Below are 25,992 nucleotides of genomic sequence, written 5' to 3' on the forward strand. Positions count from 1 at the left end.
TCATCTTGATGGTCTCCTCACCGCGAGCCCCGTGATCGGGGTCTATGGACTGGACTAGAAACCACATTGATAGAGTTGTCAACATCGCGCCGACGAATGGTGCTGGTCCACGCAACTGCCCTGCTCACGGCCCGGCGCGACCGACATGCGCGCCGCGCGCGGCAGGACGGGAGCCCCCGGCGCTGCTATCGTTCGCGCGATGAACAGTTCCGCCCCAACAACACGTCCTGCAGACAAGCCGCCGCGCCGGCGCATGGACCGTGAGGCGCGCAAGCGCCAGTTGCTCGACTGCGCCATCACCGCATTCGCCGAGCGCGGCACCGCCAGAGCCGGTCACGCCGACGTTGCACGCCTTGCGGCGGTGTCGGTTGCCACGGTTTTCGAGTATTTCCCCACCCGCGAACGCCTGCTTGATGCCGTGCTGAGGGAGATCGAGCAATTCCTGTATGCGCTCATGGCGATAGGGGCCGGGGCCGCCGCCACCGATGTGCGCAGCCGTGTGCTCGACATTTTTCACGCGTTCCAGGCCTGCGTTGACGAGCAGCCGCAGCACATGCGGGTTTGGCTGGACTGGAGCACCTCGGTCCGCGAAGGCGTCTGGCTGCATTACGTCGAGGTGCAGGAGCGCATCATCGACATGCTGGAGCAGATGATCGAAGCGGGCCGCACCGCCGGCTCGATCTGCCCGGCGGTCATCGCCGGCGATGCCGCGCGCATTCTCGTCGGCCAGGCCCACATGATCGTGATGATGCGCTTCGCAAGCGTCGATCAAGCGACCGTGGTCCGCTTCATCGATCACCTGATCGACAGCGCCCTGCCGCCGGTGCCGACGACCGTGGCCGACGCCTGACCGACCGGCTGTACCGAGCCGGAACCCTGTCAAACATCAAAGCCGTCCGCACCGCGCGCGGGCGGCTTTAGCGCGGCCGCGCCACCGGCGCTGCCGGGGCCGCCACCCGCCCGAGAAACCGCCGCCGAAACCACCTGAGCTGCCAACTTGCAGCAGGCCATGCGCACAAGTCCTCCGGGGTATGGACGGCCATTTTTTAATCAGTGATACTGACCATTAAATCACTGCCCCTACCATTCGATGCCCACCCGGATTCGGCCCCGCGCCGCATGCGCTCCTGCCGACAACCTCTCGAATCCCATCCCGGAAGAATTCTGTGATCACCTGGGATTCGTCCTGGCGCGGGCGCGACTCGAGCTGATTCGCGGCCTGGACGCGGTCGTCCAGCCGTCGGGACTGCAAGCGCGGCATTTCGCCCTGGTTCGCCTGTTGCTGCAGCGCCCCGGCTTGAGTCAGGCGCAGATCTCGGCCCTGCTGGGCACCGACCGGACGACCACCATGAAGATGGCAGCCGATCTCGAACGGCGGTCCCTGGTGTCGCGCAAGCGCTCAGCCACCGACCGCCGGGCCAACACCCTGAGTCTCACGCCCCAGGGCGAGCGCTGGATTGCCCAGCTTCAGCCGGCGCTGGAAGACGAGGAGGCAAGATTCCTCGAACCGCTGAGCCAGGGTGAACGGGCGCTGTTGCAGGAATTGTTGGTTCGACTGGTGCAGCACGCGACCACTCCGAACAACCCGAATAATCAGCATGAATGATCATTTATCACTGGCCGGCATCCTGGCTCGCATCGGCATCATCCTGGCGATGGCCGGGTCGATGGCGTTGGGTGCGGCGCGTGCCCAGGCGCCCTGCTCCGATCTGCCCCCCGCCGAAGGGCTCACGCTGCAAACCCTGATCGATCGGGCTCAGCGCTGCGCCGCCGGCCCCCGCGTGGCAGACCGCGAGGTGGCCGTCGCGCGGCAAAGGGCGGTCGCGACGGATGCCGCATTGCGCCCCCACCTGAGCGCGGGGGCGACGGCGACCCGCGAAACCGTCAATCCCGACACGCTGGGACTGGCGTTTCCGGGTCTGCCTTCGCTGATCGGGCCGTTCGGCGTGTTCGACGCACGGCTGCGCCTGTCGCAGGCGGTGATCGATCTGGCCCAGATCAGCGCCGGCTCGGCGGCTGACGCGGCGGTACGCGCGGCGCAGGCGCGGGCCGATCTCGATCGCGAACACCTGGCTTCTGAAGTCGCCCTCGCGTTCATCCGCGCCCTGGCCGCTCGCGAGAACCTGGCCAGCACCGAGGCCGACCTGCGCCTGGCCATGGAACTGGACACGCTGGCGCACGACCAGCACGCAGCGGGTGTCGCTTCCGGCGTGGACCTCCTCCGCGCGCAAACGGCAGTGGCGCAATCCCGCTACACGCGGTCAGAAGCGCAGACCCTGCTGGCGCGTTCGCAGTTGCGGCTGCAGGGTCTCAGCGAACTGCCGCTGGACCCCGCGGCACTCACGCTCCAGGGCGAGCTTGCAGCCGCAGCGGTTGATGAGACGCCGGGGCCCGAAGCCGCCCTGGCGCAGGCGCGACGTGACCGGCCCGAGTTTGCGCTGCTCGACGCCGCGCTGGCCGAAGCCGAGGCGCGTTACGCGCAGGCCAGCCGCCGCCGCCTGCCGACGCTGTCGCTGGTCGCCGACTATGGTCTGTCCACGACGACCGACCGCTGGGACCAGCAGGACACCTTTCGCATCGGCGCTCAGCTGAGTCTGCCGATTTACGCCGGCGGCGCCCTGCAGGCCGACAGGGCCGCATCCGAACTGCGCATCGAGCAACAGCGCCTGCAACTGGCCGCCCTGCAGCGTCAGGTCGAGGAAGACGTGCTGCTTGCCGTGGTCACCGTGGGCAACACGGCCGAACAGGCGCGCGCGGCGCACGCCGCCCTGGAACTGGCGCAGCGCGAACTGGCCTCTGCGGGCGATCGTTTCCGGCACGGCGTGGCCGACAACCTCGATGTGGTCGCCGCCCAGGCCAACCTTGCCCGTGCCCGCAGCCAGCTCGTGAACGCACAAGCCGCCCAGCAGCAGGCCCGGCTGAACCTTGCGGCAGCGACCGGACACGCATCCGGCTTTGGCCTGTGAGTCCCCACACCGATTCCGAAGAGAACCTGACGATGAGCACGTCCCAGTCTGCCGATGCCCCCACCGCCGCTGCGGCGCCGCGCCGATGGCCATGGCTGCTGGCGGTGGCCCTGGTGGCGCTGGGGCTGGGCCTGTTCTGGTGGATGAACCGTGGCCACACGTCGACCGACGATGCCTACATCCAGGCGAACATCACCATGATCGCGCCCCGCATTTCCGGAACGGTGGTCAGGGTGCCGGTCACCGACAACCAGAGGGTCGAGGCCGGGGCGCTGCTGTTTGAACTGGATCCCGCCGATCACGCGGCGCGCCTGCGGCAGGTCAGCGCCGACCTGACCGCTGCGGAGGCGCGGGTGCAGGTGGCCCGCGCCGAGCTGGACATGACCCGCACACGCGCCCCCGCCGCGCTTGCCCAGGCGGCCGCGGCGGTGCGCAGCGCCCACGCCCGGGCCGAAAAGGCCGCCGCCGACGAACGTCGTTACGAAGCGCTGTTCGCCAAGGACCAAATTCCGCGTCAGGTGCTGGAGCAGGCCCGCAGCAGTCATCTCGCGCTGCAGGCCGAGGCCGAGGGCGTGCAGGCCGGACTGCGCGGCGCGCAGACGCTGGCGCAGCAGATCGCGGCCCACGAGGCCGCGCTGGTGAGCGCCGAGGCCGCCGTGGCCCAGGCCCAGGCGGCGCGCGACCAGGCCGCGTTGCAGCTGCGCTACTGCCGCGTCACCGCGCCGGTCGCCGGTCGGGTGACACGCAAGAACGTGCTGCCGGGCTCACAGGTACAGATGGGCACACCGGTGCTGGCCCTGGTCAGCGACCAGCCCTGGGTGGTCGCCAACTTCAAGGAAACCCAGCTCGAAGACCTGCGTGTCGGCCAGCCCGTCGAGATCGAGGTGGACGCCTATCCCGGTCGGCGTTTCAGTGGCCGGGTCGACAGCCTGCAGGCCGGCACGGGTTCAGCGTTCAGCCTGCTTCCGCCTGAAAACGCGAGCGGCAATTTCGTGAAAGTGGTGCAGCGCGTGCCGGTGAAGCTGGTGTTCGATCCTGCGCCGGACCCGGCCCTGCACCTGGCACCTGGCATGTCCGTGATTCCGCGCGTGGACCTGCGTGAACAGGGCGGCGCGCGCCTCGCGGAAGCCCCGCCGTGAGCGACGCCGGCGCAACGGCGACGCCGGCCAGCGGAAGCACGCGCGTCCGTTCGCCCTACGTGATTGCCGTCATCTGCGGCATGGCGGCGTTCATGGAGGTGCTGGACATGTCCATCGCCAACGTCTCGCTGCTGCACATTGCCGGGTCCCTGTCGGCAAGCCGCGAGGAGGCCACCTGGGTGCTGACCAGCTACCTGGTCGCCAACGCGATCATCCTGCCCATGACCGGCTGGCTGTCGGACCGGATCGGCCGCAAGCGCTATTACCTCGGATCACTGGCGATTTTCACCCTTGCCTCGGTCGCCTGCGGGTTGGCGCCCTCGCTGGAGATGCTGATTCTCGGGCGCGTCGTGCAGGGTATGGCCGGTGGCGCCCTGCAGCCGGTCTCCCAGGCCATCCTCAATGAAGCCTTCCCGCCCGAAAAACGGGGCATGGCGATCGCGGTCTACGGGCTGGCGGTGATTGTCGGTCCGGCGCTCGGCCCTCCGCTGGGCGGCTTTCTCACCGATCAATACAGCTGGCACTGGATATTCCTGATCAACGCGCCGGTCGGCGTGCTGCTGTTCATGCTGGGCACGCGGCTGCTGCACGACCCGCCCGCACAGCAGGCGCGACAGCGCGCTGCCGCCGAACGGGGCGGCTTCGACCCCTGGGGCTTTGCGCTCATCGCGATCAGCATGGGGTCGCTGCAACTGATTCTGGATCTGGGCCAGCAGGAGGACTGGCTTGCATCGAATCTGATCCGCACGCTGGTCGTCGTCTGCGTGCTGAGCTTCGCCTTCATGATTCGGCGCGAACTCAGCCATGCGCACCCGATCATCAACCTGCGCCTGCTGGCGAACCGCAATTTCGCCGTCGGCAATCTGATGATCGCGGCAATGTACGGCACGCTGATGAGCGCCACCGTGATGCTGCCGCTGCTGATGCAGTCGATGCTCGGCTACAGCGCATTGGGCGCGGGCCTGGTGATGTCGCCGGCGGCGCTGGTGATGGCCTTCATGATGCCCCTGGTGGGCCGCATCACCGGTCGCGTGGACGAGCGGCTGCTGGTGAGCCTGGGATTCTTTTCCCTGTCGCTGGCCATGCTGGCGATGGGCAGCATCAGCCTCGACGTCTCCGAGGATCAGTTGATCTGGCTGCGCACGGCCCAGCTGCTGGGCGTGGGCCTGCTGTTCGTGCCGATCTCGGGGCTGGCCTATGTGGGCCTGCCCACGGCTGAGCTGGGCAATGCGTCCGCCATTTTCAACCTCGCGCGCAACCTCGGCGGCGGCATCGGCGTTTCACTGATGACGACGTTTCTGGCACGGCAGACCCAGTCACACCAGGTGCATCTGGTCGATCGCATCAGCCCGCTGGATCCGGCCTATCAGGAGACGATGGCGGCCATGCAGTCACTCGGCGATCCGCTCGCAAGCCAGGCGGTGATTGCCGCCGAGGTCACGCGGCAGGCCAGCTTTCTGGCGTTCATGGACAACTTCCAGTTTCTCGCCCTGGCGGCCATCGTGCTGATTCCGGTGATCTGGATCGCCAGACGGGCGCCCCAGGTCCACGGCCCGGCCGCGCCCGCCGAATATCACGGCTGAGTGGGCGCTGGGCGGCGCCGATCGCGGGGTGAGGCAGGCTTTTGCGCCGCCCACCCCGCACCCAGCGCCGGTCAGGGCGTCTCAGCCGCCAAACGCGGCGATGCCGGTCTGCGCCCGCCCGAGAATCAGCGCATGCACGTCGTGCGTGCCTTCGTAGGTATTGACGGCTTCCAGGTTCAGCACGTGGCGAATCACGTGATATTCGTCGGAAATGCCGTTGCCGCCGTGCATGTCACGCGCCACCCGGGCGATGTCCAGGGCCTTGCCGCAGTTGTTGCGCTTGATGAGCGAGATCATTTCCGGCGCGGCCAGGCCCTCGTCCATCAGGCGCCCCACCCTCAATGCGGCGTGCAGGCCCAGCGCGATCTCGGTCTGCATGTCCGCCAGCTTTTTCTGGATGAGCTGGTTGGCCGCGAGCGGCCGACCGAACTGCTTGCGGCCCAGGGTGTAGTCCCGCGCGCCCTGCCAGCAGAACTCCGCCGCACCCATCGCGCCCCAGGCGATGCCGTAGCGCGCCTTGTTGAGGCAGCCGAACGGCCCCTTGAGTCCGCTCACCTCGGGTAGCAGGTTTTCCTGCGGGACGAACACCGAGTCCATCACGATCTCGCCGGTGATCGAGGCGCGCAGGCTGAACTTGCCCTCGATCTTGGGCGCCGAGAGACCCTTCATGCCCTTTTCGAGCACGAAGCCGCGAATCTGCCCGGCGTCCTCCTTGGCCCAGACCACGAACACGTCGGCAATCGGCGAGTTGGTGATCCACATCTTCGCGCCGCTCAGCAGATAGCCGCCATCGGTGGCGCGGGCGCGCGTGATCATGCCGCCGGGATCGGAGCCGTGATCCGGCTCGGTCAGGCCGAAGCAACCCACCCATTCACCGGTGGCGAGTTTCGGCAGGTACTTCTGCTTCTGCGCCTCGGTGCCGTAGGCGTAGATCGGATACATCACCAGCGACGACTGCACGCTCATGGCCGAGCGATAGCCGGAATCCACGCGCTCCACTTCGCGCGCGATCAGGCCATAGGCGACGTGACTCACGCCCGGGCAGCCGTAGCCGTGCAGCGACGCGCCCAGCAGGCCCAGCGCGCCCATCTCGGTCATGATCTCGCGGTCGAAACGCTCGTGCCGGTGCGCGTCACGCACCCGCGGCAGCAGACGTTCCTGGCAGTAGTTGCGCGTGGCCTCGAGCACCAGGCGCTCCTCGTCACTGAGCTGCGCTTCCAGCAGCAGCGGGTCTTCCCATTGAAAACTGGCCTGGCTCATCTGTAGTCCGGTTCCTGCGTGTGAGGGTTTGAAAAGATAAAGACTCAGCCCGCCGCCTATGGACGGGCCACCTGCGGCTTCTTGCCCCGGCGATAGACCAGCAGCGTGCGGCGGAACGAAATCACCAGCGCGCCGTTCTGGTTATGGCCCTCGGTGCGCACCGTGACCACGCCCACGTCCGGCCGCGAGCGCGACTCGCGCATCTCCAGCACCTCGGAGCGCGAGTAGAGCGTGTCCCCTTCGAATACCGGGTTCGGCAGCCGCACCTCGTCCCAGCCCAGGTTCGCAAACACGTTCTGCGAAACGTCGGTGACGCTCTGGCCGGTGACGAGCGCCAGGGTCAGGCAGGAATTGATCAGCGGGCGCTTGAACTCGGTCTGCGCAGCGTAGTGCTGGTCGAAGTGCAGCGACGCGGTGTTCTGCGTCATCAGCGTGAACGAGATGTTGTCGTTCTGCGTGAGCGTGCGGCCCAGCGGATGGGGGTAGATGTCGCCCACCTCAAAGTCCTCGAAAAAACGTCCTTCCCAGCCGGTCTTGACCGCCATGCTCGGTGATCCTGTGTTCGTTCATGAATTGGCCGGCCGCTTCCCCATTGAGCCCCGACGAGCGCCCGGATTGATTAGACTAACCCACTAATTCTAACAAGTGTTTGGTCTGACTGGCGGCATCACTGCCGTCTGGCCAGATCGGGGAAGAGCATGGTCGACGCAAACTGGCTTCACGGCATCCTGGCAGACGTGCAGGCCAACTGGATTCTCTACGTCTCCATGCCGCTGGTGGCCGCGGCCATCGGCTACGGCACCAAGATCGCCGCCATCTACATGATGTTCCAGCCGCTCAAGTTCGTCGGCATCCGCGCGCCCTACCTGGGCTGGCAGGGCATCATTCCGCGCAATGCGGCTCGGATGGCCGCTATCGCCTGCGACACGCTCACCGCGCGTCTGCTCAAGCCCGAAGAATTGTTCGACCGGCTCGACCCGATCCGCGTGGCGATCGCCATCGATCAGCCCCTGCGAGCGGCGGTCGAGGAAATTGTTCACGAAGTGTTCGAACACTATTCGCCGGGGCTGTGGACCGCGGCACCCGCCGCGATGAAGCGCACCATGATCCGGCGGGTCCAGGACAAGTCGCCGCAACTGATCGAGGACATCATGTCGAAGATCCGCAGCGACCTGAGCGCGGTATTCGATCTCAAGGACATGGTGGTGAGCAATCTGGTGAAAGACAAGGAACTGCTCAACCAGATGTTTCGCGAGGTGGGTCGCGGCGAATTCCGGTTCATCCGCAATTCCGGCATCTACTTCGGCTTCGTGATCGGCTGCGTGCAGGCGCTGGCCTGGGCGTTGACGCACTCGATGTGGATCATGCCGCTGTTCGGCGGCCTCACCGGCTGGCTCAGCGACTGGCTGGCGCTGAAAATGGTATTCCGGCCCAAGGAGCCCACGCGCTACCTCGGCTTGTTCACCTGGCAGGGGCTGTTCATCAAGCGCCGCCAGGAGGTGGCCTCGGAGTACGGCCGGCTCATGGCGCAGCGCGTGCTCACGCCGAGCGCGATCATGGCCTCGGTCCTGAGCGGCCCGCTGTCCGACCGCCTGTACACGATGATCCAGAACGAGGTTCGCGCCGCCATCGACGAGCAGGCGGGATTCGCGCGGCCGCTGGTGGTGCTGTCGGTGGGCGGCGACAAGTACCTGGAGATGAAGCGCGTGGTGGCAGGCAAGGTCGTGGAACGCCTGCCCGAGGCCATGCGTCATGTAGAGGCCTACGCATTCGAGGCGCTCGACATCGAGAACACGCTCAAGACCAAGATGGCGCAACTCACGGTCGACGAGTACGAGGGCCTGCTCCGTCCGGCCTTCCAGCAGGACGAGTGGATCCTGATCGCGGTGGGCGCCGCCTTGGGCTTCCTGGTCGGCGAGATGCAGGTCCACGTGATGCTTGCCTTTGCCGTGAATCCACAATGACAGCTGCCGAATACACAATGCGAAACGGTTCTGACTGCACCGCGCGATGCGCGGTGGGAGAACCATCATGACGGACACCCGAGCCTTCAACTCCGCCGACCTGCACCCACTCGAGGGCTGGGGCGGCGGACCGGAGATGAGTCACTTCGAAGGCGTGATGTGGCGCCTGGACGCCAACCCGCACATGCGTTCGACCATGACCGGGGTGGAGATCCTCGACCACGCGCCGGACTGGCAGCGCCTGCGCGCCGCCCACGAGCGCCTCACGGCGGCGATTCCGCGTTTCAGGCAGTGCGTGGTGGAACCCCTGTTCCTGGGCACGCCGCACTGGGTGGATGACCCGGACTTTTCACTCGACTACCACCTGCGCAGCCTGCGCGTGCCTGAACCGGCCACGCCGCGTCAGTTGCTGGAACAGGCGCAGTGGATCGCGATGACGCCCTTCGACCGTGCCCGCCCGCCGTGGGAGGTGATCCTGATCGAGGGCCTGGCCGACGGCCGCGCGGCCTACGTGCTGAAAATGCACCACGCCCTGTCCGATGGCCACGGCATGATGCAGTTGCTCTCGCAGGCGCACAGCCGCAGCGCCGAACCGGGACCGACGGTGGAACAGCCGGCGCGCCAGCCCGCCGCTGCGCTGCCCTCCGCCGGTGCGGTGCTGGGGCGGCAGCTGCGCGCAGGCCTGTCGCGACTGCCGCAGCAGACGCGCAAGCTGGTCGCCGACGTGGCGCAGGGCCTGCAGCGTCCTGACGCGGCGCGCGAGGCGTTGCGATATGCGCAGTCCGCAGCCCGCATCCTCGGCCGCAAGCCGGCACCCAAGTCGCCGCTGCTCGCTGGCCGCAGCCTGGCCTGGCATTTCGACGCGCTGGATTTTCCGCTGGACGATTTCAAGGCCGCCGCCAAGCGTGCCGGCGCAAGTCTCAACGATGCCTACATCGCCGGTATCGCCGGCGGGTTCCGGCGCTATCACGAGCAACTCGGCCAGCCGATCGCCAAGCTACCCATCGTGTTCCCCGTCAGCGTACGCACCGCGGCGGACGGCCTCGGCGGCAACCGTTTCGTCGGTGGCCAGTTCGACGCGCCGCTGGACGAACCCGATCCAGTCGCCTGCATGAAGCAGGTCGGCGCGTTCGTGGAGACCCTGCGCTCGGAGCCGGCGCTCGACGTGCTGCTGCGCGTGATGCCGGCGGTTGGCCGCCTGCCCACGCCGCTGCTTGGCAAGATGATGTCCGGCGTCACTGCCGCCCAGGACGTACAGGCCAGCAACGTGCCGGGGCTGCGCCGCCCGGTGTACATCGCCGGCGCGAGAGTCACGCACTTTTTCGGCTTCGGTCCCCTGCCCGGCTGCGCCGCCATGTTCGCGATGCTCTCGCACGACCAGCGCTGCTGCATCGGCATCAACACCGACGCCGCCGCCGTGCGCGAGCCGGATCGCCTGGTGGAATGCCTGCGCCTGAGCTTCGACGAGATCATGGGCAGTCCCGGCATCACGGAAGTCTTCGCCGGGCCGGGCAAGCCGTAAGGAACCCCGGCGGCCGGGAGTCCGCACGACGCTGACGCCGTCCGGACTCATCGCACCGGGCCGATCAAGAAAAGATGGTCCGCAGCCTTTCGTATTCTAACAGGTGTTTGTTAGACTAAAGACCCGCAAGCAGGGCCGTCTGCCGCGTGCAGAAAGCCGCTGCGATCCATCACGTGACCGAGGAACAAGCATGATCGGCATCACCTGTTACGGCGCCTATGTGCCAAGACTGCGGCTCAGCCGTGCCGCGGCGGCCCAGGCCAACGCATGGGCCAATCCCGGCCTGCTGGCCCAGGCGCGCGGCGAGCGCTCGATGGCCAACTGGGACGAGGACAGCCTGACGATGGCGGTGGAAGCCGCGCGCGACGCGCTGGCCGGCCGCAGCACGGACGGCATCGGCGCCCTCTACTTCGGCTCCACCACGCATCCCTTCGCCGACCGCCAGAACGCGGGCCTGGTCGCCGCTGCGCTCGACCTGCCGGAATCGATCAATTCCTCCGACCTCGGCGGCGCGCAGAAGGCGGGCACCGCCGCGCTGATCGCCGCGCTTGACCGCGCGGCTGCCGGACGTCCGGGCGAGGCCCTGGTGGTGGCCGCCGAACATCGCCGGGCGCGTCCCGGCAGCGCCCAGGAGTTGCAGTACGGCGATGCCGCCGCTGCCTTCACGATCGGCAATTCCGCAGTGATTGCCGAGTTCCTCGGCAGCCACAGCATGTCGGTGGATTTTGTCGATCACTACCGCGCGACGGGCCAGGAATTCGATTACATCTGGGAAGAACGCTGGCTGCGCGACGAGGCGTTCCAGAAGTGGGTGCCGGCAGCGGTGACAGCCGGGCTGGAAAAAATCGGGATCGCCCCCGGCAGCATCCATCACTTCGTGCTGCCGGAGCCGGTCGCCAAGCTCTCCACGCTGGTCGCCAAGCGTTGCGGCATTGCCGAGACCGCCATCGCCGACAGCCTGCTCGGCGTGGTCGGTCATGCCGGCTCGGCGCACGCGCCGCTGATGCTGGCCGCGGTGCTGCAGAAGGCGCAAGCCGGACAGACCATCGTGGTCGTGGGCTTTGGCCAGGGTTGCGACGTGCTGGCCTTCCGCACCACCGCGGCGCTGGGCGAACTGCCCGCGCGCAGCGGCGTCGCCGGCAGTCTCAAGCGCCGCAAGGAAGAAAAGAATTACCCGAAGTTCCAGTCCTTCAACGAGACCGTCTCGCCGGAAAAAGGTCTGCGCGGCGAAGCCAATCCGCAGACCGCGCTGTCGGCGATGTACCGCAGCCGCCGCATGCTGTCCGGGCTGGTCGGGGGCAGTTGCACGAAGTGCGGCACCGCGCAGTTCCCGCCCGCCGACCTCTGCGTCAATCCGTCCTGCCATCACCAGGGACCGATGCAGCCGTACCGCTTCGCCGACGAGGCGGCCCGCATCAAGACCTGGTCCGCGGACTGGCTCACCTACACGCCCGACCCGCCCGCGCACTACGGCATGGTGGAGTTCGAGCGCGGCGGTCGCTTCGTCGCCGACATCACCGATTGGGATCTCGGCAAGGTCGAGGTCGGGCAGCCGGTTCGCATGGTGTTCCGCGTGCGCGGGCGTGATGCGCAGCGCGGCATGGTTCGCTATTTCTGGAAGGCCGCGCCGCTGGCCGGCACGGGGGAGCACTGAGATGACCAGCGGAATTCGTGACAAGGTCGCCATCCTGGGCATGGGCTGCTCGCGCTTCGGCGAGCGCTGGGACATGGGCGCAGAGGAACTGATGGTGGAGTCCTTCACCGAGGCGCTCACCGACGCCGGCATCGGCCGCGAGCAGATTCAGGCCGCCTGGCTGGGCTCCTGCATGGACGAGGTCAACATGGGAAAATCGGCGCTGCCGGCCTCGATGACCCTGCGCCTGAACAACATCCCGGTGACGCGAGTCGAGAACTACTGCGCCACCGGCACCGAGGCCTTTCGCGGCGCGGTGTATGCGGTGGCGTCTGGCGCCTGCGACATCGCGCTCGCCATCGGCGTGGAAAAACTCAAGGACACCGGCTACGGTGGATTGCCGGGGCTGGATGGCGGCTCGATGCCGCCGCTGTGGTGGCCGAACCTGTCGGCGCCCGGTGTGTTCGCACAGGTCGCGAGCGCCTACATGAGCCGCTACAAGGTGCCGCGCGATGTGCTCAAGCGCGCGCTCGCGGAAATTTCCGCCAAGAGCCACGCCAACGGCGCCAAGAACCCGAAGGCGCATCTGCGCAACCCGGTGAGCTGCGACACCATCATGGCCTCGCCGATGATCGCCGAGCCGCTGGGCCTGTTCGACTGCTGCGGCGTGTCCGACGGCTCGGCCGCGGCCATCGTCACCACGCCGGAGATCGCCAGGTCGCTGGGCAAGCACCCCGACCAGATGGTCACAGTCAAGGCCTTGCAGCTCGCGCTGTCGAATGGCTCCGAAGGTGGCTACAACGACTGGGACGGCTCCTACATCCACACCACGCGCGTCGCCGCGAAGCGCGCTTATGCCGAAGCCGGCATCACCCGCCCGCGCGATGAAATCTCGATGTTCGAGGTTCACGACTGCTTCTCGATCACCGAGCTGGTGACGATGGAGGACCTGTCACTGTCCTCCGATGGCGGCGCGATCAAGGACGTGATGGACGGCTTCTACAACGCCGATGGCAAGATTCCCTGCCAGATCGACGGCGGCCTCAAGTGCTTTGGCCATCCGATCGGCGCGTCCGGCATCCGGATGGTCTACGAGATGTACCTGCAACTGCTCGGCCGCGCCGGCGAGCGCCAGCTCAAGAACCCGCGCTACGGCCTGACCCACAACCTCGGTGGCTTTCCGCACCAGAACGTCGTCGGCATTTCCATCGTCGGACGCTACCAATGAATTCCATTCTTCAACTGCAACGGAAAACCTGCGCATGAAACCACTCGCGGCCATTGTCGCCGTGTCCGAGATGAAGCCCGGACGCTACCCGAACTACAACGGCATGGAGATGTACCGGCAGGTCATCGCGCAGTTCCTGCGCGAATGGCCACAACTGCGGCCCTCGGACATCGGCGGCCTGCTGTCAGCACCCGCCGGCATGGCCTCGGCCGACGGCACCGATGTGTTCGCGCACGAAAAGATCTCGGAAGAACTCGGCATCGAGCCGACCTTCAGCGAGACCATCAATGCCGGCGGCGGCACCTACGCGCTGATGCTGATCCGCGCGTCCCTGGCCATCGAGCGTGGACTCTGCGATTCCGTGCTCTGCCTGGGTGCCGGGCGCTTCCCCAACGTGGGCAGCGGCATGGCCGAGATGATGAGCAAGCTGATCAGCCATCCCGAGTTCGAATATCCGTACGGCACCTATATCCCGCCGATCTTCGCGCTCAACGCCACGCGCCACATGCACGAATTCGGCACCACGCGCGAGCAGCTCGCGCAGGTCGCGGTGTCGCAGCGCGAGTGGTCGCTGCTGCACCCGGATGCGCTGATGGCCCCGCAGGGGCGGCTGACGATCGACAAGGTGCTGTCCTCGCGCCCCATCGCCTACCCGTTCAATCTGCTCGACTGCTCGGTGCCCAGCGAAGGCGGATCGGCGGTGCTGGTGGTGTCGCCGAAGATCGCCCAGCGCTACGCATCGAGGCCCTGCTTCCTGTACGGCTTCGGCGAGAAGCACACTCATTCCAGCATCAGCCAGGCGCATGACCTGACCACGCTGGGCTCGAAGGAAACCTCGGCGCAGGCCTACCGCATGGCCGGCGTCGGACCCAAGGACATGGACTTCGCCCAGCTCTACGACTCCTTCAGCATCAACCCGATCATCTACGCCGAAGACCTCGGCCTGTGCGCCAAGGGTCAGGGCGGCGCGTTCTTCGCTGGCGGCCGTACCGCGCCTGGCGGCGAATTCCCGGTCAATACCTATGGCGGGCTGATGTCCTTCGGCCACGTCGGCGATGCCTCCGGCCAGACCATGATCGTGGAAGCGGCACGCCAGATCATGGGCATTGCCGGCGAAGCACGCCAGTTGAAGAAAGCCGATCTCGGCGTCGTTCACTGCTACGGCGGAATGATGTCCGAGCACGCCACCCTCGTCCTCGGGAGCGCGTCATGAGCAACCCCGCCGTCAACCCCAAGCCAACCCCCGAAATCAACGCGCACAGCAAGCCCTACTGGGACGGCGCACAGCGCGGCGAGCTGATGATTCAGCGCTGCCGCGGCACCGGCAAACCCTTCATGTACGCGCGCTGCTGGAGCCCTTTCGACTTCTCGCCTGACCCGGTCTGGGAAAAGGCCAGCGGGCTTGGCACCGTGTTCAGCTACACCATCGTGTATCAGCCGCCGTATGCGGCGTTCAAGGCCGACTGCCCCTTCGTGATGGCCATCATCCAGCTCGACGAAGGTCCGCAGATGATGAGCAACGTCCTCCATTGCGATCCGGAATCCGTGCGCATCGGGATGAAGGTCAAGGTCTGCTTCGAGACCCGCAGCGGCGGCTTCAAGATTCCGCAGTTCGAACCGGCCTAATCCTTCTTGAACAGGAGCATCCCATGAGCGAAGAATCCGTTGCTGCCGTCCGCGAAGCCGCCGAGGGGCTCACCCGCGGCATCTCGCGCGAATACTGGTTGCAGTGCGCCAAGGAAAAGAAGTTCCCGCAGAAACTCTGGGACGCGATGGCCGAAACCGGCCTGCTCGGTCTGACCGTGCCCGAGGAATACGGCGGCAGCGGCGGCGGCCTGTCCGAACTGATGGTGCTCAACGAGATCACCGGGCGCGCCGGCATCATCTCGCTGTTCTTCGTGCTGGGCAGCTTCGCGCGCATGCCGATCATCAAGCACGGCACTCCGGCGCAGATCGCCAAGTTCGTCACGCCCACCGCCACCGGCGAGGGCAGGATGTGCTTCGGCGTGACCGAGCCCAATGCCGGCACCAACACCTTCCGCCTGCAAACCACGGCCGCAAAGAACAGCAGCGGCTGGCTGGTCAACGGCTCCAAGGTGTTCATCACCGGCGCGAAGGAATCGACGTCGATGCTGTTGATCGCGCGCACCTCGGCGTTCGATCCCGCCAAGCCGCGCGGCGGGCTGTCGCTGTTCATCCTGGATTCGCACACGCCGGGCATCGAGTTCCAGCGCCTGAACATCGACGTGCTCGGCGAAAGCCAGTACCTGGTGTTCTTCAAGGATGCGCAGCTTCCGCAGGACGCGCTGATCGGCGAAGAAGGCAAGGGCATGAAGTACCTCTTCGACGGCCTCAACACCGAGCGCCTGGTGCTGGCGTCGATGGCCGTGGGCCTGGGCAATCGCGCGCTGGACAAGGCGGTGGCCTATGCCAAGGAGCGCGCGCCCTTTGGCACGCCCATCGGCAGTTACCAGGGCCTGCAGCACCCCATGGCGCGCGCCAAGGCGCACCTCGAAGCCTCGCGCCTGGTGATGCAGGAAGCCGCCCGCACCTTTGATCGCGGCGAGGACGCCGGCCCGCTGTCGAACATGGCCAAGCTGCTCACCTCGGAGGCTTGCGATGAGGCGGTGGACATTGCGCTGCAGGTCCACGGCGGCTACGGCTTCGATCAGGATTACGACGTGGTCACGCTGTGGCCCTTCGCACGCCTGATGCGCGTGGCGCCCGTCAACAACGAGATGATCCTCAACTACATCGGCGAGCACGTGCTCGGCCTGCCGCGCTCGTACTGAGGACGATGAGCATGAAGACGCTCCGCGTCGGCTGCGCCTCCGGCTTCTGGGGCGACACCGAGTACGCCGCTGCCCAACTCGTGCGCAGAGGCCACATCGACGTGCTGGTCTTCGACTACCTGGCCGAAGTCACCATGTCGCTGCTGATCCGGGTCAAGGCCAAGGATCCGAACGCCGGTTTTGCACCGGACTTCGTGACCACGCTCAAGCCGCTGCTCAAGGAGATCAAGGCGCGCGGCATCAAGGTGGTGAGCAATGCCGGCGGCGTCAATCCCGCCGCCTGCCGCGAAGCACTGGCCAAGGCGGCACTGGCCGAGGGCGTGGACCTGAAGATCGCCGCGGTGATGGGCGATGACCTGCTGCCGCAGACGGAAAGCGCACGCGGTGAAGGCACGCGCGAGATGTTCTCCGGCCAGGGGATGCCGGCAAAGTTCATGAGCGCCAATGCCTATCTGGGTGCCTTCCCCATCGCCGCCGCGCTGGAAGCCGGCGCGGACATCGTCGTGACCGGCCGCTGCGTCGACAGCGCGGTGGTGCTCGGCCCGCTGATCCAGGCCTTCGGCTGGAAGCAGGACGACTACGATCAATTGGCCCAGGGCAGCCTGGCCGGCCACATCATCGAATGCGGCACACAGTGCACTGGCGGCAACTACACCGACTGGCATCTGGTCAAGGGCTGGGACGACATGGGCTTCCCGATCGCCGACTGCTCGCCCGACGGCAGTTTCGTGATCGAAAAGCCCGCGGGCACCGGCGGCCTGATCGTGCCGTCGACGGTGGGCGAGCAGATGGTCTACGAGATCGGCGATCCGCGCGCCTACCTGCTGCCCGACGTGAACTGCGACTTTACCCAGGTGACGCTCGAACAGGTCGGCGAGCAGCGCGTGCGCGTCGCGGGTGCCAGGGGCAGCGCACCCACGCCACACTGCAAGGTCAGCGCGACCTATCTCGACGGCTTCCGCGCCACCGCCCTGTTCATGATCGGTGGCATCGACGCCTCGACCAAGGGCACGCGCACTGCCGAGGCGCTGCTGGCGCGCTGCCGGCGCCTGTTCGCCGAGCGCAGCCTGGGAGACTTCAGCGAAACGAGCATCGAGGTCCTTGGTGCCGAAGCGACCTACGGCCCGCATGCGCGGGTGCAGCCGCGCGAGGTGATGGTGAAGATCGGCGCGCGTCACCCGAACAAGGATGCGCTGGACATCTTCTCCCGCGAGATGGCGCCGATGGCGCTGGCCACCTCCCCCGGCATCACGGGCTTCCTCGGCGGCCGTCCCAAGGTGCAGCCGGTGGTGCGCCTATTCTCCTACCTGTGGCCGAAGTCGAAGATCCCGGTTCGCCTGGAACTCGACGGCCACGATCTGGCCTGCCCGCAGATGAGCGGCCTGCCTTTCGATCCCGCCAAGCTCCCCGACATCGGTGGACCGCTACCGGCAGCCGCAGCGTTCGCCCAAGGCACACGCCTGGTGCCGTTGGTGCAGCTCGCCTACGGCCGCAGCGGTGACAAGGGCGACTCCGCGAACATCGGCATCCTCGCGCGCAAGGCCGACTACCTGCCCTACATCCGCGCGGCGCTGACGGCTGACGCGGTCGCGAAATGGTTTGCCCACCGCGCCCAAGGGCCGGTGCATCGCTGGGACATGCCCGGCGTTCTGGGCCTGAATTTCCTGCTGGAAAAAGCGCTCGGCGGCGGCGGCATGGCCTCGATCCGCATTGATCCGCAGGGCAAGGCCTACGCGCAGATGCTGCTCGACTTTCCCGTTCCTGTGCCCGCCGGGCTGAAGACTGAATGACCCCACAACTGATACGGCGACTGCTGGTCGCCAACCGCGGCGAGATCGCCGCCCGCATCCTGCGTACCGCGCGCGCTCGCGGCATCAGCACGGCCATCGTGCGCCATCCGGACGAGGAAGGCGGCATCGCGCCGCGCCTGGCCGACGCCTGCCTCACGATCAACGGCGCGACACCGGTGGCGGCCTATCTCGACATCGCCGAGATCGTGCGCGTGGCGCGCGAATGGGGCGCGGACGCGGTGCATCCGGGCTACGGCTTCCTGTCCGAGAACGCGCGCCTCGCGCGCGATCTGGCCGAGGCCGGCATCCGCTTCGTCGGCCCCACGCCCGAGGTCATCGAGCTGATGGGCGACAAGATCCGCGCGCGCAATTTCGTCGTCGAGCGCGGCTTCCCAGTCGCGCCCAGCGCCGTCGAGGCGGATGACCCGGCCACGTTTGCAAAACGTGCGCTCGCCGTCGGCCTGCCCATCCTGATCAAGCCCGCAGCGGGCGGCGGCGGCAAGGGCATGCGCATCGTGCGCGACGCGGCGGTGCTGGAAACCGAACTCGCCACCGCGCGCCGCGAGGGCGAGCGCTACTTCGGCGACGGCCGCCTGTTCGTCGAGCGTTACGTCGAGCGTCCCCGGCACATCGAGGTGCAGGTGTTCGGCGACAGCCACGGCAACGTCGTGCATTTCGGCGAGCGCGAGTGCTCGGTGCAGCGGCGCTTCCAGAAGATCATCGAGGAAACGCCCTCACCGGCGCTGACGCCGCAGAAGCGCGCCGACATCTGCGAGGCCGCGGCCGGCATCGCGCGCGCGGCCGGTTACGTCGGTGCCGGCACGGTGGAGTTCATCTACGGTGCCGGCGGCGAGTTCTATTTCCTGGAAATGAACACGCGCCTGCAGGTCGAGCACCCGGTCACCGAGATGGTCACGGGCTTCGACCTGGTGGCCGAGCAGTTGCGCGTCTGCGAGGGCGAGGCGCTTGGCTACGCGCAGTCCGCGATCACCACGCAGGGGCATTCCATCGAGCTGCGCATCTGCGCCGAAGACCCTGCGCAGGGCTTCGTGCCCGCCACCGGAACCATCCATCTGCTGCGCGAGGCCAGCGGTCCCGGCGTGCGGGTGGACAGCGGCGTACACCAGGGTCAGCGCGTCGGCTCGGACTTCGACCCCCTGCTGTCGAAGCTGATCGTGCACGGCCGTGATCGCCGCGAGGCCATTGCGCGCGCGCGACAGGCCTTGCGTGACACCGCGCTGCTCGGCGTGACCACCAACACGGCCTACATGGATCGCGTGCTCGCACACCCGCTGTTTGCGGCCGGCGACTACAGCACCGCGTTTCTCGACGAGCAGTCCGCCGTGCTGTCCGGCAAGGACGAGGTCCTGCCCCTGGACCTGCTGCTGGCCGCCGCGGCACTGAACGACCATCAATGGGTAGACGCCGCCGCCTCGGTGCCAGCGATCTACGCTGCGATGGGCGGCTGGCGCAACTGAACAATCGACCATGAAAAAAATTCTAGCCGTCGACAGCGAGCAGCACGCCTGCGCCCTGACACGCACCCCCGGCGGCCTGCACCTGCAGACCGGCGAACGCGGCTTCGACTGCGCGATCGAGGCGCTCGGCGACGGCCGCTACCGCGTGCGCGCAGGCGATGCGCGGCGCGAAGCGCTGATTGCGCAGCACGGGGATCAGGTCTGGATCCACCTGGACGGCCGCACGCACGCGCTCCAGCGCATCAACCCGCTCGACCTCCTCGCCGCCAGCGGCCGCGGCGGCGCAGACAGCGCCCTGTCGCCGATGCCCGGCACCATCCTCACCGTGCAGGTGAAGGCCGGCGAGACGGTGAAATCCGGCCAGGTCCTGATCACCATGGAAAGCATGAAACTCGAAGTGACCATCACCGCGCCGCACGACGGCGAGATCGCCGAAGTGCTGTGCGCGCCCGGACAGAGCGTGCCGGTCAAGGCCACGCTGGTGCGCTTCGCGGCAAAGGCGGAGGGCACCTCATGATGCAGCGGATCGAAACGCGGATATCGCCGGCCTCGGCCGCGTTCCGCGCCAACAGCGCGGCGATGCAGCGCATCTGCGGCGACTTCAAGGCCCTGCAGGAACGCATTCGCCACGAACGCCCGCAACGCGACATCGAGCGCCTGCGGCGGCAGAAGAAACTGCTGGTGCGCGAGCGGCTGGAACTGCTGCTCGACCCCGGCACGCCCTTTCTCGAACTCTCCAGCATCGCCGCCTACGATCAGTTCAACGGCGAGGCGCCGGGCGCGAACGTCATCGCCGGCATCGGCGTGGTCGGCGGCCGCGAGGTGATGATCCATGCCGACGATTCCAGCAACAAGGGCGGCGCCTGGTATCCCTTGTCAGCGCCGAAGATCGTACGCGCGCTGGAAATCGCCATCGAGAACCGCCTGCCCGTCGTGCACCTTTGCGATAGCGCGGGCGGCTATCTGGAAGACCTCTCCGGCGTGTACGTGATGGGCGGCCGAGTGTTCCGCCACCAGTGCATCCTGTCGAAGATGGGCATTCCGCAGGTCGCCGTTGTGCTTGGGCATTGCACCGCGGGCGGCGCGTACATCCCGGCGCTGTGCGAGCACACCATCATGGTGCGCGGCACCGGCGCGGTGTTTCTCGGCGGCCCGCCGCTGGTGAAGGCCGCGACCGGCGAAGAGGTCACGGTCGATGCGCTCGGCGGTGCTGACATGCACACCTCGGTGTCCGGCACGGCGGACTATGCGGTGGACAGCGAGGAAGAAGGCATCGCGCTGGCTCGCGCCATCGTCGCCAGCTTCTCGCAGCCGAAGAAACACTTCGACTGGGTGGATGCCGAGGCGCCCTACTACGATCCGCGCGAGCTGTACGGCATCGTTCCGGTGGACTACAAGACCCAGTTCGACATGCGCGAGGTGATCGCGCGCATGGTGGACGCCAGCCGCTTCCAGGAATACCAGCCCAACTACGGCACGACCCTGGTCTGCGGATGGGCGCGGCTGTGGGGCTGCAAGGCGGGACTGCTCGGCAACAACGGCGTGCTGTTCTCCGACAGCTCGCTCAAGGCCGCGCACTTCATCCAGCTCTGCAACCAGATGGGCACGCCCATGATCTTCCTGCAGAACACCACGGGCTACATGATCGGGCGCGAGTACGAGGAGCGCGGCATCACCAAGGACGGCGCCAAGATGCTGATGGCGCAGGCCGGCTCCGAAGTGCCCAAGCTCACCGTTGTCACCAGCGGCGCGTTCGGTGCCGGCTACTACGGCATGTGCGGACGCTCCTGGGACCCGCGCATGATCTTCTCCTGGCCGCAGGCCAAGATGGGCGTGATGGGGCCGGAGCAGGCCGGCAACACGCTGGCCGACGTCAAGCTGCGCCAGTTGCGCCGTGATCGTCCCGAGGCCGGCGACGAGGAAGTGGCCGAGCTGCGCAAGCGCACGCGCGAGAAATCCGAGCGTGAGACCAGCACCCTGTGGTTCTCCGCGCGCTGCCAGGACGACGGCGTGCTCGATCCCCTCGATACGCGCAACGCGCTCGGCATCGCGCTGTCCTGCGCGGCCAACGTGCCCCTCGCCGAGCAGCGCTATGGCGTGTTCCGGATGTGATTGAGATGAGCCACGACGATGGGGCCAGGGATGACGACGCGCTGATCGACGCGGTCGGGCGCTTCCTCGCGGGCGAAGTGCGGCCGGTGGCCATCGCGCTCGAACAGGCCGACGAGTATCCCGAGGCCATCGTCGAGCAGATGCGCGAGATGGGCCTGTTCGGCGCCATCATTCCCGAGGCCTACGGCGGACTCGGGCTCAGCGTGCAGACCTACGCGCGGCTGATCGAGACCATCGCGGCGGAGTGGATGTCGCTGTCCGGCGTCATCAACTCGCACCTGATCATGGCCTCGGCGGTGCTGCGCTTCGGCACGGAAGAGCAGAAGGACTATTTTCTGCCCCGCTTCGCAAAAGCCGAGCTGCGCGGCGGCATCGCGCTGACCGAGCCGGACTGCGGCACCGACCTGCAGGCCATCCGCACCGTCGCCCGCCGCGAAGGCGAGCACTACCTCGTCACCGGCGCCAAGACCTGGATCACCAACGGGCTGCGCGGCAACTGTTTCGCGCTGCTGGTCAAGACCGATCCCAAGGCCGACCCGCGCCACCGCGGCATGAGCCTGTTCATTGCCGAAAAAGGCCCCGGCTTCTCGGTGCCGCGCAAGCTGCCGAAACTGGGCTACCGCGGCATCGACACCGTGGAGATGCTGTTCCAGGACTACCGCATTTCGGCCGCGCGCCTGGTCGGTGGCGTCGAGGGCCGCGGGTTGCAGCAGATACTCGGCGGCCTGGAACTGGGCCGCATCAACGTCGCCGCGCGCGGGGTGGGCGTCGCGCGCTCGGCCTACGAGGAGGCGCTGAGTTATTCGCAGCAGCGCAAGACCTTCGGCAAGCCGATCTGCGAGCACCAGGCGATCCAGCTCAAGCTGGCCGACATGGCCACGCGCGTGGAGGCGGCCCGACTGCTGGTGGACTCCGCCGCCCGCGCCTACGACGCCGGACGGCGCTGCGACCTGGAGGCGGGCATGGCCAAGCTGTTCGCCACCGAAGCCGCGATGGAAAACGCTGCCGAATCCCTGCGCATCCACGGCGCCTACGGCTATTCGCGCGAAGTGCGGGTAGAACGGCTGTACCGGGACGCGCCCCTGCTCGCGATCGGCGAAGGCACCAACGAAATGCAGCGCATGATCATTGCCCGCCGCCTGCTCGACGCGGCGGCCCCTCGCAAGCACTAGATTTCAGATCTTGTGAATTCTTCTACTGCGCCCGGCAGTAGAAAAATTCAGATCCCCGTCTCAGTGCTGACCAACCGGCGTTCGGGCCACGATGCCATCGAGCGCCTTGGAGAGCTTGATCTGGCACCCCAGTCTCGACCCGGGGCCACCACCCTCGGCGAGTTCGAGCATCGACTTTTCCATGTCCTCTGCCGGCACCAGCTTGTCCAGCCATTCGGGCTCGACGAACAGGTGGCAGGTGGCACAGGCGCAGGCGCCGCCGCAATCGCCATCGATGCCCGGCACAAGGTTGCCGACCGCTGCTTCCATCATCGATGTGCCCTCGGCGACTTCGACGCTGCGGACGGTGCCGTTGTGTTCGATAAACGTGACCTTGATCATTTTTGATTCCTGTCTGGAATGACCCCGCCGCCGGCGGGGCTTTCATGGCTGACGCGATGCGCTGAACGCCGCGCGAAGCGCGGGCTCAGGCGTCGATCCGCACCCGCATCGATTCATAGCCCTTGATGAACGGCGAAGGCACCCGCACGGGCTCTCCGATCACCTTGAGCTGCCCGGGTTTCGGCCAACGCTGCAGGATCTCCTCCCACAGGATTCGGAGCTGCATTTCCGCCAGCCGGTTGCCGACGCAGCGGTGGATGCCGAAACCGAACGACAGATGTTGACGCGGCCGGGCACGATCGATGATGAAGTCGTTCGGATTCTCGATGGCCTCTTCGTCACGGTTGCCGGAGACATACCACATCACCACCTTGTCGCCCTTGCGGATGTTCTTGCCGCCAAGCACGGTGTCTTCGGTCGCCGTCCGCCGCATGTGCGACAGCGGCGTCTGCCAGCGCACGATCTCCGGAATCATCGACGCAACCAGCGCCGGATTGGCGCACAGCTTTTTGTACTGCTCGGGACTTTCATTTAGTGCGAGCAGGCCGCCGCTCATCGAACTGCGCGTGGTGTCGTTGCCGCCAACGATCAGCAGCAGGACGTTGCCCAGATACTCTTCGGGCGACATGTTCCGCGTGCGCTCGTCATGCGCCATCATCGAAATCAGGTCGGGTCGCGGCTCGGCGTTGACGCGCTCGTTCCAGAGTCGGGTCATGTAGGCCGCGCACTCGCCCATGATCTGCATGCGATGTTCTTCGGACTCCACCAGGCCCTCACCCGGCAGGGCCAGGGTGGCATCAGACCAGAAGGTGAGCTTGGAACGATCGTCCCAGGGAAAATCGAACAGGGTCGCCAGCATCTGGGTGGTGAGATTGATCGAAACCTTCTCGACCCAGTTGAATTCCTGACCCACCGGCAAGCTGTCCAGTGCCTCGCCGGTACGCCGGCGGATGATCGACTCCAGACGCGCGAGATTTTCCGGAGCAACGATGGGGCTGACCGCCTTGCGCTGCTCGTCGTGCTGCGGCGGGTCCATCTGGATGAACATCGGCAACTGCACCGCCGTGTTGGTGTCGAGGATGGTGACGCCGCCACGGCGCGAGTCCGACGAGTAAATGCCGGGATGCGTCTCGACCTGCATGATGTCCTTGTACTTGGTCACCGACCAGTACGGACCGAACAGGCTCTTGGCGCAGTAATGCACCGGATCCTCGCGGCGCAGGCGCTCGAAGTAGCCCCACATCGTGTTGCTGCGAAACAACTCGGGATTGCTTACGTCGATGTCCTCGAGCGGGATCGCGTAGGCGGGGTTTTTGTGCTGCGGCGTAACGGCGGTGTCTGCGGCATTCATCGTGTTTTCTCCTCGTTGTGGGTTTTCTGACCCGCGGTTCCGGCATCAAGCAGACCGACGACGTCGGCCATCGGGACTTTTGTCGGCGATCCGAAGTACTGACCAATCTTGCGCTGGTGCATCAATCCGAAAAGCGTGTTGAGACCTGGGATCACGATATCCAGAATCTTTTCCGCTTCCTCCGGCGTCATGGAGCGAAACCGCTCCCCCAGAACGTCTAGTTCATGCGCAACGGCCTTGTCTGCCCATTCACTGATGTGCATCAGAAATTCGGGCGGAAAACCGACTGCATCGCGGATCAAGACCCACTGCTGGACGAGAGCGGTATCGGGTTCGTACCCGTTGGGCTCAGGGTCGCGGTCCAGCCCTCGCAGGGCGGTCCGCTCCTTCTCCGTCAAAGGCCCTCGCTCCGCCAAGACAGGCGTTGCAGTTACCGCAGCCGACACCGTCGGGCCGGATTGCAGACGCAGGCGCAGATGTTCCAGCCGCTCATCGTCATCGCCGGTGAATTCCAGACTCTCGTTGGCCTGCACCAACGTGCGTATGGTCTTGAGCGGAAGAAATCGTTCGCGTTGCAGTTTCTGAATCAGCTCGAGCAAACGCGCGTGACTGTCCGAGTACCAACCCATGTTGCGCGACGTCTTGACGGGCGCAGGTAAAAGTCGCTGAGTAACGTAAAAACGGATCGTCTGAACAGAGACGCCGCTGAGCCTCGATAACTCGCCAACCCGGTAAGCGGTCCCCGAAGGAGGTTTGGCGCGTCGGCTTTTCACTCGGCTCCTCGCAGGTTTGACGGCTTTATGTCATCAGCCTGTCGCCGCCCCGTCCGGGGCCACTTCAGGCGGCTCTTTAGTTCACCCGGCATCGGGGATTTTCCGGGGATTTTCTTGCGCTTGAGTGCGTTCTCGAAGTAGGCCTGGACGTAAGCGTTCAGACGGCGCTCGTGCAAGATCGAGAAAATTGAATTGATCGACGGAATGACCACATCAAGGAGTTTGCGCGCCTCAGTCGTAGACATGTGATCGATACGGCGCTGAAAGATCTCCAGCTCACGTGCAACGGCCGATTCAACCAGATCGATGATGTACCCCAGGTCGCGCGGGCTAAATCCACGCTCCTCGGTGAGCCCAGCTTCCTTCATCTGCAACCAGACACGGGTGACCTCCACGTCGGAAAACGTGGCGACACCGGATTCCGCAAAGCCCAGTGCACGCAATTCTTTCTGCTCTCGCCGTGAGAGCCCCATTTCCAGTGCGAGCTTGCCCGGATCTTCGCTGACCACCAGATCGCGATGGTCGGTGACGAGGAGTCGGCGCAACTCGCCGAGCACTTCCATCTGCTGTTCGGAAAACTCGAATTCCTCCGTTGCCCCCTGCATCAGGCTCTTGATCGCCTTGAGGGGCAGGAAGCGCTCGTTCTGCAGTTTGCGGATCAGCGACAGCAGTTCTAGGTGGCGGTCGGTGTACCAGCCCATGTTTAGGGAGGTCTTGACCGGCGGAGGCAACAGCCCCTGAAGAATGTAGAAACGGATGGTTTCCCGGCTGAATCCGGATGACTCGGCCAAGTCCTTGATGCGATACGGCGCATCCGCCGGTGCCTCTGCCTTCTTTCTTGCCACGTC

23 protein-coding genes are annotated in these 25,992 nt (G+C 66.4%); 17 read left to right on the forward strand and 6 right to left on the reverse strand.

The features are described 5' to 3' along the window. Positions 1-199 precede the first annotated feature (199 nt). From ACOOHP_RS10430 to ACOOHP_RS10450, 5 genes are all read left to right on the forward strand, one after another. Complete coding sequence (locus ACOOHP_RS10430) at positions 200-850, forward strand: TetR/AcrR family transcriptional regulator (RefSeq protein ID WP_420466357.1); 651 nt, start codon at positions 200-202, stop codon at positions 848-850. A gap of 240 nt (positions 851-1,090) precedes the next feature. Then, a complete protein-coding gene (locus ACOOHP_RS10435; RefSeq protein ID WP_420466358.1) occupies positions 1,091-1,606 on the forward strand; it encodes a MarR family winged helix-turn-helix transcriptional regulator in 516 nt (171 codons plus the stop codon). After that, positions 1,599-2,966: a TolC family protein gene (locus ACOOHP_RS10440; protein ID WP_420466359.1), complete on the forward strand. Its 1,368-nt coding sequence runs from the start codon at positions 1,599-1,601 to the stop codon at positions 2,964-2,966. The genes ACOOHP_RS10435 and ACOOHP_RS10440 overlap by 8 nt, the downstream gene beginning before the upstream one ends. A 32-nt stretch (positions 2,967-2,998) precedes the next feature. Further along, positions 2,999-4,105, forward strand: coding sequence for an HlyD family secretion protein (locus ACOOHP_RS10445; RefSeq protein WP_420466360.1), 1,107 nt, complete (start codon positions 2,999-3,001; stop codon positions 4,103-4,105). After that, complete coding sequence (locus ACOOHP_RS10450) at positions 4,102-5,688, forward strand: DHA2 family efflux MFS transporter permease subunit (RefSeq protein ID WP_420466361.1); 1,587 nt, start codon at positions 4,102-4,104, stop codon at positions 5,686-5,688. The genes ACOOHP_RS10445 and ACOOHP_RS10450 overlap by 4 nt, the downstream gene beginning before the upstream one ends. Before the next feature lie 81 nt (positions 5,689-5,769). Here the strand turns inward: ACOOHP_RS10450 and ACOOHP_RS10455 are convergent, their stop codons facing one another. Then, a complete protein-coding gene (locus ACOOHP_RS10455; protein ID WP_420466362.1) occupies positions 5,770-6,948 on the reverse strand; it encodes an acyl-CoA dehydrogenase in 1,179 nt (392 codons plus the stop codon). Between the two features lie 56 nt (positions 6,949-7,004). Beyond that, a complete protein-coding gene (locus ACOOHP_RS10460; protein WP_420466363.1) occupies positions 7,005-7,493 on the reverse strand; it encodes a MaoC family dehydratase in 489 nt (162 codons plus the stop codon). A gap of 153 nt (positions 7,494-7,646) precedes the next feature. Between ACOOHP_RS10460 and ACOOHP_RS10465 the strand changes: the two genes are divergently transcribed. The 12 genes from ACOOHP_RS10465 (at position 7,647) to ACOOHP_RS10520 (ending at position 22,639) form a co-directional block, all read left to right on the forward strand. Continuing rightward, positions 7,647-8,912 carry a DUF445 domain-containing protein gene (locus ACOOHP_RS10465; protein ID WP_420466364.1) on the forward strand — a complete coding sequence of 422 codons (1,266 nt, stop codon included), beginning with the start codon at positions 7,647-7,649 and terminating at the stop codon, positions 8,910-8,912. A 67-nt stretch (positions 8,913-8,979) separates the two neighbouring features. Next, positions 8,980-10,434 (forward strand): wax ester/triacylglycerol synthase family O-acyltransferase, encoded by a 1,455-nt coding sequence (locus tag ACOOHP_RS10470; protein WP_420466365.1) that lies wholly within the window; start codon positions 8,980-8,982, stop codon positions 10,432-10,434. Between the two features lie 190 nt (positions 10,435-10,624). Further along, the gene (locus ACOOHP_RS10475) at positions 10,625-12,088 is read left to right on the forward strand and encodes a hydroxymethylglutaryl-CoA synthase family protein (protein WP_420466366.1); all 1,464 of its coding nucleotides are present in this window, start codon (positions 10,625-10,627) and stop codon (positions 12,086-12,088) included. A 1-nt stretch (position 12,089) separates the two neighbouring features. Beyond that, positions 12,090-13,295, forward strand: coding sequence for an acetyl-CoA acetyltransferase (locus tag ACOOHP_RS10480; protein WP_420466367.1), 1,206 nt, complete (start codon positions 12,090-12,092; stop codon positions 13,293-13,295). A 34-nt stretch (positions 13,296-13,329) separates the two neighbouring features. Continuing rightward, positions 13,330-14,508 (forward strand): thiolase C-terminal domain-containing protein, encoded by a 1,179-nt coding sequence (locus tag ACOOHP_RS10485; protein WP_420466368.1) that lies wholly within the window; start codon positions 13,330-13,332, stop codon positions 14,506-14,508. Continuing rightward, a complete protein-coding gene (locus tag ACOOHP_RS10490; protein ID WP_420466369.1) occupies positions 14,505-14,921 on the forward strand; it encodes a Zn-ribbon domain-containing OB-fold protein in 417 nt (138 codons plus the stop codon). Before ACOOHP_RS10485 ends, ACOOHP_RS10490 begins: the two co-directional genes overlap by 4 nt. A gap of 23 nt (positions 14,922-14,944) precedes the next feature. Beyond that, positions 14,945-16,087: an acyl-CoA dehydrogenase family protein gene (locus ACOOHP_RS10495; protein WP_420466370.1), complete on the forward strand. Its 1,143-nt coding sequence runs from the start codon at positions 14,945-14,947 to the stop codon at positions 16,085-16,087. A 5-nt stretch (positions 16,088-16,092) separates the two neighbouring features. Beyond that, positions 16,093-17,877, forward strand: coding sequence for an acyclic terpene utilization AtuA family protein (locus ACOOHP_RS10500; protein ID WP_420466371.1), 1,785 nt, complete (start codon positions 16,093-16,095; stop codon positions 17,875-17,877). Next, positions 17,874-19,355, forward strand: a complete 1,482-nt coding sequence (locus ACOOHP_RS10505; protein ID WP_420466372.1) for an acetyl-CoA carboxylase biotin carboxylase subunit — start codon at positions 17,874-17,876, stop codon at positions 19,353-19,355. The genes ACOOHP_RS10500 and ACOOHP_RS10505 overlap by 4 nt, the downstream gene beginning before the upstream one ends. 10 nt (positions 19,356-19,365) lie before the next feature. After that, a complete protein-coding gene (locus tag ACOOHP_RS10510; protein WP_420466373.1) occupies positions 19,366-19,872 on the forward strand; it encodes an acetyl-CoA carboxylase biotin carboxyl carrier protein subunit in 507 nt (168 codons plus the stop codon). Further along, positions 19,872-21,467, forward strand: coding sequence for an acyl-CoA carboxylase subunit beta (locus ACOOHP_RS10515; protein WP_420466973.1), 1,596 nt, complete (start codon positions 19,872-19,874; stop codon positions 21,465-21,467). Before ACOOHP_RS10510 ends, ACOOHP_RS10515 begins: the two co-directional genes overlap by 1 nt. Positions 21,468-21,472: 5 nt before the next feature. Then, positions 21,473-22,639, forward strand: a complete 1,167-nt coding sequence (locus ACOOHP_RS10520; protein ID WP_420466374.1) for an acyl-CoA dehydrogenase family protein — start codon at positions 21,473-21,475, stop codon at positions 22,637-22,639. Positions 22,640-22,699: 60 nt separating this feature from the next. On the opposite strand, the gene ACOOHP_RS10525 is transcribed toward ACOOHP_RS10520, so the two are convergent. From ACOOHP_RS10525 to ACOOHP_RS10540, 4 genes are all read right to left on the reverse strand, one after another. Further along, positions 22,700-23,020, reverse strand: coding sequence for a 2Fe-2S ferredoxin (locus ACOOHP_RS10525; protein WP_420466375.1), 321 nt, complete (start codon positions 23,018-23,020; stop codon positions 22,700-22,702). A gap of 85 nt (positions 23,021-23,105) precedes the next feature. Continuing rightward, positions 23,106-24,371, reverse strand: coding sequence for a cytochrome P450 (locus tag ACOOHP_RS10530; protein WP_420466376.1), 1,266 nt, complete (start codon positions 24,369-24,371; stop codon positions 23,106-23,108). Beyond that, positions 24,368-25,144, reverse strand: coding sequence for a MerR family transcriptional regulator (locus ACOOHP_RS10535; RefSeq protein ID WP_420466377.1), 777 nt, complete (start codon positions 25,142-25,144; stop codon positions 24,368-24,370). The genes ACOOHP_RS10530 and ACOOHP_RS10535 overlap by 4 nt, the downstream gene beginning before the upstream one ends. Beyond that, entirely contained in the window at positions 25,141-25,989 is an 849-nt protein-coding gene (locus ACOOHP_RS10540) for a MerR family transcriptional regulator (RefSeq protein WP_420466378.1), read from the reverse strand. Before ACOOHP_RS10540 ends, ACOOHP_RS10535 begins: the two co-directional genes overlap by 4 nt. Positions 25,990-25,992: the final 3 nt, after the last annotated feature.

Origin of the sequence: Panacagrimonas sp. (assembly GCF_965216805.1) — a bacterium.
Classification (GTDB): domain Bacteria; phylum Pseudomonadota; class Gammaproteobacteria; order Nevskiales; family Nevskiaceae; genus Panacagrimonas.